The sequence below is a fragment of the Fictibacillus macauensis ZFHKF-1 genome (assembly GCF_000269865.1).
In the GTDB taxonomy this organism is placed as follows: domain Bacteria; phylum Bacillota; class Bacilli; order Bacillales; family Fictibacillaceae; genus Fictibacillus_C; species Fictibacillus_C macauensis.
On the sequence record NZ_AKKV01000008.1, the window covers coordinates 16,194 to 27,964 of the forward strand.

Annotated in this window: 11 protein-coding genes; 5 read left to right on the forward strand and 6 right to left on the reverse strand. The window is 36.8% G+C overall.

The annotated features are described in order from the left end of the window. The first annotated feature begins 64 nt into the window (after positions 1 to 64). Together A374_RS01235 and A374_RS01240 are read left to right on the forward strand one after the other, a co-directional pair. Entirely contained in the window at positions 65 to 1,018 is a 954-nt protein-coding gene (locus A374_RS01235) for a ring-cleaving dioxygenase (RefSeq protein WP_007200347.1), read from the forward strand. After that, on the forward strand, positions 1,018 to 1,623 hold the full coding sequence (locus A374_RS01240; RefSeq protein ID WP_007200348.1) for an alpha/beta hydrolase: 606 nt from the start codon (positions 1,018 to 1,020) through the stop codon (positions 1,621 to 1,623). The genes A374_RS01235 and A374_RS01240 overlap by 1 nt, the downstream gene beginning before the upstream one ends. Before the next feature lie 37 nt (positions 1,624 to 1,660). Here A374_RS01240 and A374_RS01245 read toward each other — a convergent pair whose 3' ends face one another. Together A374_RS01245 and A374_RS01250 are read right to left on the reverse strand one after the other, a co-directional pair. Further along, complete coding sequence (locus A374_RS01245; protein ID WP_007200349.1) at positions 1,661 to 2,089, reverse strand: hypothetical protein; 429 nt, start codon at positions 2,087 to 2,089, stop codon at positions 1,661 to 1,663. 3 nt (positions 2,090 to 2,092) lie between these two features. Beyond that, on the reverse strand, positions 2,093 to 3,328 hold the full coding sequence (locus A374_RS01250; RefSeq protein WP_007200350.1) for a lipase family protein: 1,236 nt from the start codon (positions 3,326 to 3,328) through the stop codon (positions 2,093 to 2,095). Positions 3,329 to 3,539: 211 nt separating this feature from the next. Here A374_RS01250 and A374_RS21380 point away from each other — a divergent pair, with 211 nt between their 5' ends. Then, positions 3,540 to 3,755 (forward strand): DUF1433 domain-containing protein, encoded by a 216-nt coding sequence (locus A374_RS21380; protein WP_420794939.1) that lies wholly within the window; start codon positions 3,540 to 3,542, stop codon positions 3,753 to 3,755. A gap of 545 nt (positions 3,756 to 4,300) precedes the next feature. Then, entirely contained in the window at positions 4,301 to 5,365 is a 1,065-nt protein-coding gene (locus A374_RS01255; protein ID WP_007200351.1) for a ThiF family adenylyltransferase, read from the forward strand. A gap of 304 nt (positions 5,366 to 5,669) precedes the next feature. Here the strand turns inward: A374_RS01255 and A374_RS21385 are convergent, their stop codons facing one another. From A374_RS21385 to dcm, 3 genes are all read right to left on the reverse strand, one after another. Continuing rightward, positions 5,670 to 5,831, reverse strand: a complete 162-nt coding sequence (locus A374_RS21385; RefSeq protein ID WP_420794938.1) for a DUF6904 family protein — start codon at positions 5,829 to 5,831, stop codon at positions 5,670 to 5,672. A gap of 213 nt (positions 5,832 to 6,044) precedes the next feature. Then, positions 6,045 to 6,383 (reverse strand): DUF6904 family protein, encoded by a 339-nt coding sequence (locus A374_RS21390; protein WP_420794940.1) that lies wholly within the window; start codon positions 6,381 to 6,383, stop codon positions 6,045 to 6,047. Positions 6,384 to 6,483: 100 nt separating this feature from the next. Continuing rightward, positions 6,484 to 7,749, reverse strand: a complete 1,266-nt coding sequence (dcm, locus tag A374_RS01265; protein ID WP_007200352.1) for a DNA (cytosine-5-)-methyltransferase — start codon at positions 7,747 to 7,749, stop codon at positions 6,484 to 6,486. A gap of 371 nt (positions 7,750 to 8,120) precedes the next feature. Here dcm and A374_RS01270 point away from each other — a divergent pair, with 371 nt between their 5' ends. Then, a complete protein-coding gene (locus tag A374_RS01270) occupies positions 8,121 to 9,512 on the forward strand; it encodes a Sau3AI family type II restriction endonuclease (RefSeq protein ID WP_007200353.1) in 1,392 nt (463 codons plus the stop codon). Positions 9,513 to 9,787: 275 nt separating this feature from the next. On the opposite strand, the gene A374_RS01275 is transcribed toward A374_RS01270, so the two are convergent. After that, complete coding sequence (locus A374_RS01275) at positions 9,788 to 11,176, reverse strand: Sau3AI family type II restriction endonuclease (protein WP_007200354.1); 1,389 nt, start codon at positions 11,174 to 11,176, stop codon at positions 9,788 to 9,790. Positions 11,177 to 11,771 lie beyond the last annotated feature (595 nt).

An 11,771-nucleotide genomic window follows, 5' to 3' on the forward strand; every position in this document is an offset into this window, starting at 1 on the left:
TTTCGTCTAATATCTTAAATTTAAGATATACGAATTTAAGATAAATAAAAGGAGGAATTTTAAAATGAAAAAACAAAGTGCAGGTATTCACCATATTACAGCGATCGTTGGTCATCCTCAGGAAAATGTTGATTTTTATGCCGGAGTCCTCGGTTTACGTCTCGTTAAGCAAACGGTAAACTTCGATGATCCTGGAACGTATCACCTTTATTTCGGAAATGAGGGTGGTCAGCCTGGCACAATTATTACGTTTTTCCCATGGCCAAATGCGCGCCAAGGCGTGATTGGCGACGGTCAAGTGGGTGTTACTTCTTACGTTGTGCCTCCTGGCGCACTCCCATTTTGGGAAGAGCGATTGCAGGCATTTGGCTTTTCCGCTACAGTGACCGAACGTTTTCAAGAACGTTACCTTACCTTTGATGATCCTCATGGTCTTCACCTTGAACTCGTAGAACGAGAGGGCGGCGAGCTCAATGAGGGGCGTGCAGGAGATATCACGCCAGACGTTGCGATTAAAGGCTTTGGCGGCGCAACGCTTTTCTCAGCACAGCCTGAACATACCGCGTATCTATTAGAAAACGTCATGGGACTTAAACGAATGGGAGAAGACGGTGACCTACTCCGTTTTAAAGCAACCGCCGATCTCGGAAACATCATTGATATAAAGCGGACAGCAACCAATCGCGGAGTAATGGGCGCTGGCACTGTTCACCATATCGCATGGCGCGCGAGTGATGATGCTGATCAGTTAGCTTGGAAAACACATGTTGAACAGAACGGCTATCGTGTAACATCTGTGCAGGACCGCAATTATTTTAATGCGATTTACTTTAGAGAGCACGGTGAGATTTTATTTGAAATTGCGACCGATCCTCCAGGCTTTGCACACGATGAAACGCAAGCAACGATGGGTACTCATCTTAAGCTTCCGGCACAATTTGAGCCTCACCGTGCGGAAATTGAGCAACGTCTACTTCCTATTACAGTGCCGAATCTGTACGCAAGGAGTGAAAAATAGTGCAGCATCTTTTTAAAAAAGGAATCGATTCAACCAAACCAACGTTACTTTTACTGCATGGTACCGGTGGAAACGAACACGATTTACTGCCACTGGCAACTGCCATCGATCCCGCCGCTGCCGTCCTAAGCGTGCGCGGTAACATTCTTGAAAATGGTATGCCGCGCTTTTTCAAACGACTAGCTGAAGGTGTGTTTGACGAAGAAGATCTTCTTTTTCGCACGAAAGAATTGCATACCTTTTTAGATGAAGCTGCTGCTACGTATGAATTCGATCGGCGCAACCTATTTGCGGTCGGGTATTCGAACGGCGCCAATATTGCGGCTAGCCTGCTCTTTCTTTACCAACCATCCTTACGCGGCGCGATGCTGTTCCATCCGATGGTACCCTTTCGCGGTCGGAAGCTTGTAAACCTACAGCACACGCCCATCTTTATAGGCGCTGGCACGAATGACCCGATTTGCACACCTGACGAATCACTCGAACTGCACGCGCTGCTTCAAGCAGCAGAAGCAGACGTTACCCTTCATTGGGAACAGCACGGCCATCAATTAACAGCAACTGAGGTTCAAGCTGCCGCTATGTGGTATCAGAAACAGCAGTAGACATGAGGAAACGACCGAGTGCATGCTCGATCGTTTCCTAAAAGATGCCTTTTTTATCACAGCTGTACCAAAGCTTCGAATGCTGTCCTTCCGCATCATAAATTTCACTCGTATACTTCTTTAAGTGTTGCTGTATGAGTTTACTCGTCTCACTCTCATAGCTTTCAATTAGGTTTTTTTGAATGAGACGAAGTTGGTTAATGGTATCTATGAAATGATTTCGATTAGCGCTTAATTGTTTTTTTCCATCTATAATCATCGTCCAAAGTTCACCTGAGATGGCCCATTTTAACTGCTGTCTCTGATACGTTTTTTGCAACCCTACTTTTGTTGCACTTAATTGCTGTAGCAAACTCTCTTTGCTTTTATAGAATGCATCACCCACTGTGCCTTGGAAGTTCTCTAAGTCATGTTGTACTTCTTTTAATCGGCGTTCAATAGCTGCAAGCTCTTGCTCAATGTCCATCGCTTATTTCACCATCCCTTTGAATGCTTGACTCAGATCAAAATCTTTATCTTGCATAGATTGTGCCGCTTGTTCGACTTTAAGAGAAAACTCACCTAAAGATTCATGATTTTTCTTTAATAAATGAAGTAGGTCTTGCGCAAGATCAATATCATAAAACAGATCTATTCCCACTCTTCGGTGCAACGCCATGTCTGTTATGATGTCATCTACGTCACTCGGTGAAAGAAGGGAATACTCTTCTCCCCCACCTGCTTTACTATGAAATTTTGCTTTGATGCGAGTGACCTCTACTTCTTGCTCTCTTTGAAAAGAACGAATGTTTTGCTCCACTCGGTAAAGGATCTCCGCCACTTCTCCGAGCCGCCTTGCTTCTTTCATCACTTCTTCTGGCTGAATTTTTAATTGAATAGAGCCATCCTTATTAAACATGCCCGCATAGCTTGTCATCGGATGACCACCTAAACCAATAGGACTCATCACAGGATCAAACTTCCCGGTTCCTTTTACGTGATACTGCTTACCAATACTCTGCGCACCGAATTGTTCGAAATTACCGACCCAATCATTGCTGTGAACAAAATCTTTCACTTTTGATTGCATCGTTCCATTTTTGACACGCAGCTTCCCTTCCTTACTAAGCAAGCGATAGATATTAGGCGCTGCATACGTTGTTGCATAGAGATTTAATTCGGCTGCTGTAAATTGAGCAAGTCCGCCACCAAGGCTATGGCCTGTCACACTAACGTATTTCGGCTGATATGCCTCATTCAGCTGCTTGACCCATTGCAGCGCATCATCGAATTGCGTTTCTAGAGGGGCTTTTGTTTTTATATTTGCATGTTTGTTTGTAAGCATCGATGGTGGTTCATGACGTACCTTATTATGCCCAATTGTTATTTGATGAATATCTGCTGTAAGGTCTCCATCAAGACGCGTCGGCTCGGTACCGCGAAACACATACGTTATAGTGTTATACTGCGTTTTTCCAAGCTCAAAATCTTCTAACGGTACAACCGCAATTGCTTGCATACCATTCTTTCCGTCTTCTTTCAACGTATCTTTCCATTCAATCACTTTCCATACGTTTCCGTTATGACCTTTAATTTCGGCACCAAGTGACAAGGTACTATTATCGTATACTTGTTGGCATAAATGAAAATAATCTTCGTCGCTAGCTATTGGATTTTTTCGTAGCATATTACGGATAGAATCAAGTGGATCGACGACGATACTCATATAGCAACCCCTTAAGTGATAAATTTTACTAACGTACTATAAAAATGAATTTTCAAACAATTTTCCTGTTATATGTATTATAGCAGTAAGGTATATGACGAAAAAATATGCAATTTTAAAAAAGCTCGACCAAGATTCTCTCTAGTCATTCACCTTATAGCAAAGGAGAGCAAGGTGCATGTAAAAGAAATGGTGGTTAATTGGCATCGCAATTTCACTTAGACACTACAACGAACAAAACTATTGGCAAACACAAGAAGAACGAGTAAAAACATACATCCTACATAATGTTAGATCCGCGAAAACTATTATGTTCACCGAAAAGTCCTATGGGCATTCCTTATCAGCAGGCTATGTAAACAACAATAAAACGTACACTTTACTATCAACATTGCTGAAGATTCCTTCGACTGTTCAGCAGAATTAGATCACCTCGCCTCCGAACAATCACCGACAAAGGGTGTATACATTTAACTTGCACTTACAAGGGGCTATAATCCTCCTAAAAATAAAAATCCAAAAACTATAGAAAAACAGGGCAAAAGACCCAATAAGAATTTATTTACATTTATGGAAACGTATATTATTATTAATTTGAAAGTTCAGAATTTTCAAAAGGAGGTGGCTTTACATGCGTGAAGTACAAGAAAAAAATACTGGTGCTTGGGAATCATGTCCTACTTTGAAACTGTAAAATGATTGTAGACTGGTACATAATCAGTCTTATCAACAAAGGGTGCTCATTAAAATGAGCACCCTTGTTGACTGCTTCCATTTACAAAATTCAGAATTCATTTCATTTATGGAGACATGTATTTTTTTTAAAATTAAAGAGTGGCTACATATGCGCGAAGTACAAGATAAAAATACTGGTGCCTGCGAATCATGCCCTACTTTGAAACTGTAAAATTAACAAGTAAGGAATCAATTTGATTCCTTATTTTTATACACTTTTATTTAAAGGAGTCTACCATGCCTATAATTAAATTCAAACCTTACGTTAAAGTATTTCTAAAAGACAATATAATTATTTTCAACAACCCTTTATATCAAAAAAAAAGGAAAACGTTCGAACTTAATGAAGTTGGTTTGTTAATTTGTAATCTTATAAGTAATCAATGCTCATGGTCAGAACTTAAAAATAAGCTTGAGGAGACGGGTTCTCTAAAAGAAGGGCTTGAAATTATTGATAGTCTACTCGACTACGGATACATAGATATTAAAGAAACACAATCGATTACCTCATCTATGCAAACTAACATTTATCAAACGTATAATAGAATTCTACCTGTCTGGGAAATGTTTAAAACTAATGTAAGTCCTTTAGATATTCAAAATAACTTATTTAACAAGAAAGTTGGAATTATTGGCTGTGGTACAGTTGGTATAAATTTAGCAGTTAAACTAGCTTTATTCGGTTTGCGTAACTTTGTACTCATTGATCATGATGTAGTTGAAGAAAGTAATTTAACACGGTGCCCGTTTTTAGTTAGAAATGATATTGGCAAAGCCAAAGTAGAGGTACTAAAACAGTTAATTGAAGAGCGCATTGACTCTAAAATAACTATTCCAAATATTGATGTTTATCCTTTGTCGTACTCTGAAGATGAGTTGCACTTATTACCATTAGATTTAGATATACTCCTTGTTGCCGCTGATGATGAGAAAATTCTCACATCAATTGAGTCTTTTTCTAAAAGTAACAATGTCCCTCTTATATACCCAGGTGGTTATTATGGTTTTGACGCAACGATCTTCCCACTTTATCTAGAAGGAAAAAACAAGAAACCAACTGAAATAAATCAATTTTTAAGAAAAGTAAAAGAGGATTCGGGCATAAATTTAAATTTATTAAGAGATGACTTCGTGCCTAGTTCTATTGTACAAACTGCCGATACTATCTCTAATATACTGTCATTTGAAATTATTAGGTATTTAGTTGAAGGCTGGTCAACACATCTAGAAAGAGGTCCACTTATGTATAACCTTGCAAATAACACCTTAATTAATGTAGATATACCTGTACCATCACTATAGAGGTAATTAGTCTAGAACAAAACCAAGCGAACAATATCTTGTTTCAAGAAAACATATTAGAACTAACAAATGGCCTCATTATTATTGATCAATAATGAGGCCATTAAAAAGAGTTAGGGATGTTTCCCTACCACAGTATAATTTTTTTACACTATTAAATATCTAGATAAAATGAAATTTTCCTGACCATCGATTCATACATAAGATAGATATGTCCAATCAAATTACAGACATTTCAACCTCTGACTGCTTGTTCATCTTTTTTCTACTGCCCACGTTCCTTTTTCTTCTGCCACTTTACTACCTACCAATCAATTTCGTCAGGCTCATCGCCTTTTAACCGTATGCGATCAACGGAGCAATTGTAGGATCTCGCCGCTTCCCTTACTTCCTTTTCAATCGACAAGTACTCTCGACCTTTCTCCGCTAAGATTGTGATGTTTTTTAAGCGCTTTTCCTGATTCATATATAGTGTGTAGTGTATCGACCTGTAAACAAATATGGATGATTTAATAGGTTTAATTTACGATTAACAGAAGTAGACGGAATCGCAGTGCTTAAACATTTGGCACTTTCTCCTTGATGTTGGAATCCTAGACCGCTCGATCATCAGCCGTACTATTATAATTTCCCTTTGGCTTTTTGCTATCATACAATTTCACAAAATCATTTAACGCCATCATGACAAATAACACTCTGACCATAAAGCTTCAAACGAAAAATACGAACTATTCCCATTCGTTACAATCGACAAAAACCTCTTCATGTCCGCATCAAGTCCGTTTTTTACAAACTTCACTTCCCGATGCCTCAATAACGCATGACGAATGTCATAACAAACACCAAGAACTCGTAAACGCGCACCCTCAAAATCGTTAAAGTCATCTTCTGTTCCTACGATGGCATGAAGTGCATTATATAGCGTGTCCAAATTGTGAAAATCATCACTAATTTTGGCATCGTTAGGCGTTCGATCTATTAGAATTATCGGTATCCCTCTTACTTTTTGATTGTGAATTCTATTTTATTGTACGTGTATGGTGAGTGATTTGAAAGTAGAAAAAAAAGCGCAATTGCAGGGTTAGCAATTGTGCTTTGAATAATGAAAAGCATATGATTTACAATGAAAAAGCTAATTGGCTTATTTCATGATCCTCATCTTTATGAACTTCTATTTTTTCCAGCTCTTGTCCCATTCTTTCCACAAGATCCACCACAAGAGCATTACCCATACAGAAATATCTCATTCTATCAGTCATACCTGCCGTCCAATTGTCAGCAAAGCCATTTAGTCGTTCACATTCTATAGGCGTAAGAAATCTTTTCCGACCATTAACCTCTACGATGTGCGTGCTGCGATTAACTGATCCTTCGCTCGTTAACATCGTTCTTCCCGGAAGGTTTAATCCATCCGTTGGAGACATTCCACCTTCTGAAAACATGTATTTATAGCCATCAGCAGTTGTTCTCTCCACTTTCTTGGAGCCTCTTAAGTATTTGAATTTTTCTTCCATACTTTCGGTAAGATAAAATTTCTCATCTACTACTTCTTCAGGTAGTAGAATATCTCGTAACGGCGTTGGCGATTTTTCTACAGGTTCTGTATGCACTGTAAGGATCTCTCCATCACGCATAACTCCCGTTGTGTGAAATTCAAACTTAAAGTTTTCTGTTAAATCTACTCGGTCTGTGGACAAGCAAGGTAGTCGATTGATACGATTTTTATATGGTGTTCCTAACACTGGAAAGGCTTTAGCAAAAAAACCGTTCTTATAAAGAATCTCATCTAAACCAAATTGCTTTTGTTCTTGATTGTAGGCAATATCTTTTTTGTAAGCAAAGATAAATACTCGGCGCCTTCTTTGAGCATGTCCATAATCTGCCGCATTAATGACGCGCCATTCTACATTGTAATCGAGGTTATTAAAGGTAGCGAGCATAATTGCAAAATCTCTTCCCCGTTGACTAGAGGGTGCCTTTAAGAGTCGATCGACGTTTTCTAATATTACGTATTTCGGATGGCTATTTTGCAGCACTCTTTCAATTTCCCAAAACAAAACACCCTTTTTCCCTTGAATGCCTTTTTCCCCACTAAGAGATCTAGCGACTGAATAATCCTGACAAGGAAAACCACCTACTACTAAATCCGGTGCTAATTCTTGAAAAACACTATCAGGCACACTACCAATATCTTGGTTGCTATGAATGCCACTAGAAAAGTTTCTAGAATAGCAATCGAAAGCATCTTGAGCTTTCCTTGAAGGTTCCCATTGATTGCCCCAGACTACCTCAAATAGATCCTTATTGGCCTTCTCCAACCCGTGACGGAATCCACCAACACCAGCAAACAACTCAATGACGCGTATTTTTTTCTCACCACTCATTTCACGAACACCCTTTCGTTTTTTTAATTATATCGTACTTTTCATTAAATAGAAAGATCCTTTTCTCGATACAAAACAATGCTATTTTATGGCTAAAACAAGCCAATATATTTAACTAAAAAAGAGACCTCTCCTGTTCAATAATAGTAAATGAATCACCATTGTCGACGTGAGAACTCTTCATGATTAAGAATAACAGAACTTATGTGTTGTTACAAAAAGTTTCTAATGGAAACTGCACTTTATAATTACGAGCAAGTTCCTCAATGCTATAGTCAAAGTTCGGAATCTACTATATACTTAACCACAATCCATTATATAGAAATTTATATAAAATCAAGAATTAATTTCAGAATAATTGGGAGGCATCTATGGAATATCTCACAGTAAGTGATTTGATTGAAAAAGCTAAAGAAGCAGAAGGTAAAACGTTTGGAGAAATTGATTTTAAAGATAGACTTTCAAATACTAAATCTAAGGGTAGCCTTGGTCATATAATAGAGGAAAGCTTTTTTGGTTATACAATCAACTCCAATGCACAACCTGATTTTGAACATTTAAACACTGAATTAAAAGTTACTCCTTTTAAGAAAAATAAGGATGGTTCCATCTCTGCAAAAGAACGACTTGTTTTGAATATCATTAATTATATGGAAGAAGTTCATGCTTCTTTTACAGATTCAAGTTTTTGGAGAAAAAACGAAAACCTTTTGCTTATGTTCTATGAATGGTTACCTAACATAGATCGTAAAGATTATCGTATCTATAGAAGTATTCTTTTTACATACCCTGAGTCAGACCTAGAAATCATTAAACAGGACTGGAAGACAATTATTTCAAAAATAAAAAATGGATTAGCACATGAAATTTCTGAAGGCGATACTAACTATTTGGGAGCGTGCACGAAAGGAACAAACAAAAGCAGTGTTCGTCCGCAACCATTTTCAGAAACACTTGCAATGCAGCGAGCATTTTCATTAAAGCAATCCTATATGACTGCTGTACTTCGTAAACATATAAATAAAGAGGAATTAGTAAGCTTTGCTACTACAGCAGAGCTGAAAAAGAAATCACTAAACGATCTTCTGGCTGAAAAATTCGCTCCTCATATAGGCAAAACAACTACAGAAATTGCAGAAACATTTAATTTAAAACATAACCCTACTGGTAAAGCATTCGTTCCTTCCGTTGTAAGCTCTTTTTTAGGTATAAAAGGAACTCGTTTTGATAATATTGAAGAATTCGCAAAGGCTAATATTGAGTTTAAAACGGTCCGTTTAGAACCCAATGGAAAGCCTAAAGAATCCATGTCCTTTGAAAATATTGATTTTCATCAGTGGATAAACGAAACTTGGGAATGCAGTCACATAAGACACCGGTTCCTTAACACTAAATTTCTATTCGTAGTTTTTGAATACAAGGAAACAAAACAACAAAATCCAAACCGACAATTATTTCTTAAAGGCATTAAGCTTTGGAACATGCCTTATCGAACAATCGAACATGAAATAAAACAATTATGGGAAACTGTTAATCAAAAAATAAAAGAAGGACTACAGATTGGATATAAGCAACAAAAAGATAACAAAATTGTTGAAACAAACGACTTACCCAAAAGCAACTTTAATGGCGTTACCCATGTTCGACCAAAAGGCGCTAATGGAGAGGACAAAGTATTACTTCCAAATGGCCAAAGAATAACCAAACAATCCTATTGGTTAAATAGTCGTTATATTGCAGAAATAGTTCAAGAATTAGATTAGTTTATAGAGAGGATGACTCCATTTTCTAGAGTCATCTTTTTGTTTTACTTTAAATGACCCTTAGAACTCGTCCCCAATTTCATATCTGCTATTCTGGAGCAATGAAGACTCGGCTTTTTTCATCGGTGGTAAACGGTGCCTCTGGAGAGACGAAGAGTTTGTACAATCCGAACAATCGGTATCTTTTTTGATAGAAAACTTATTTTTATTTTTGTGCTGAGTGCGGACAGCAGCCGTCGTTCGAACATCATCTCCATGTAGATAAGATTTTGACTCTAACGAAGAATTATCGCTTCATTAAACTTTTTATGGATAAAATCTTTATTCAGCATAAAGCACGTTTCTCTCTTATCTTCAAGGAATCGTTTGTATATTCCTCCACCTTTTCCTTTTGTAGAAAGTACAAGCTTATACTCTCCTTTTATATCTGATGATGCAGTTGGAAGAATTTCTGTGTTTTTTTCATCTATCGCTCTTTTTATCATGTTATATGTTTTCCCAAACTCTTCAACTTCTTCAGAGGTAAAAGTTATTTTAAAGATTCTATCTAAAATTCTGAAGCCATTCCCTAGTTTTTTACCATCTTTCTCTCCAAGGTATCCTATATAAATAAATGTGACTTCTTCAAAGAACATTTTCCATTCAGATTCTTCCCATGGAGATGTAAAATCAGAAATTTGCAGTGCACTGAAGTTCGCCTTCTCAAGAGGGAAGTTATCCTCTCGAATTGGAATGTTTTTGATTAGACAATTTGATTTGCTAAATACCTCATGTTGATTAGGTAGTTCTTTATCTTTGCCTACCACTCTATCTGACACCATTTTACCTATATTTTTTGCAAGTTTTTTAGAAGAATCACGTTTTACATATTGATTAAGTATATCCAATTGACACATACCCTTATAAGGTCTTAGTTTTTCCCATACAAATTCTTCAGGGGTAAGGAACTTCATTGTTCTTTTGTTCTTTGATGTTCTTTTCACATGCTCTCTTAAGACACCACGAAAAAATGAGTTTTTCAAAGAAAATGCTCGTGTAGGAGCAGGAATTGGGGAGTTAGGTTGTACTGTTGTTTGACCTTTTTGACCTTTGGTAGCAGCTCCTAAAATTACAGAATCTCCCTCAGATAATTTATGAGCAAGACCGTTATACACTTTCTTTTTTATTGTATAAAAATCATTTCGGATAATTGCTTCGTCTTTTGTCATATCGTACACTTGAAAATCACGGATTACAAAATCAGCATATGAAACACTCTTAATGTATTCATACCATATTATCAACAGCTTTCTGTTCTTAGAAATGAGCTTGCTAAACTCATAATCTTCATGAATTATATTCTTGTAGTTAATCATACTTAAAGAGAGTCGTTCCTTTGCAGACCAAGAACCATCTTGAATTGTTTTAAAACCAGATACCTTTAATTCAATCCCTAACTTACTGAAATCAGCTTCAGAACGATTATTAAGTTCATAACCATAGAACCCTGTTTCAACCACCTTGCCTAGTCTTCCTTTATCATTATTATTACCTTGGAGGACTCCTTTCTTGTCTATCTCTTTAAAGGTCTTGCCGATGATTCCTTTAGTGTAATTTATTAAATTTTCTTCTGTTTCAAAAATCATTTTATTTTGATTAGCCTTCCCTTCTCTTATGGAAATCATAATGCTTCATTATGCATTAAAACTTTTTTTCACTTTTTTCATGATTAAACTTACAGCAGAAATTATGGAACTTTTTCTGCTTTATGCGTTAGTATCTGAAACGAGGATTATAAAAGACTCAGGGAAACACAGTAAACGCATCCACTTCCTAGGTCTTAATTTTCTAGATTAATCCTCATTGTTTGGGGTTAAAAGAACTATCTCCAAAATTCATTTCTTATAAGAATTTGGCTTTTCTTATACACCATAATTAAAATACTTTATTATTTCCTCATACAAATGAACTTGACAACAAGATTTATACATAATTTCTCAGTATCGCTTGCAGAAAAATTAAAAAACTTGCTAGTCACCCAATTTCACTATACTTTTAAAGTGTGAACTCATAATAGTTAGAGATAATAAATATTTCTAACAATATATAACATTCATTGTATCAAAATTCCATTTAATAAAAAAGTGGAGTGTCAATAAATTTTATGTAAATGATGAAGTTGTCTCTTAAGATGATCACGTTATCTACCATTTTTGGATAGGCTATTTCAAAAACATTATGGCTTCCTTTATTTCTTTCCACTCTACGGAGTGCATTCGT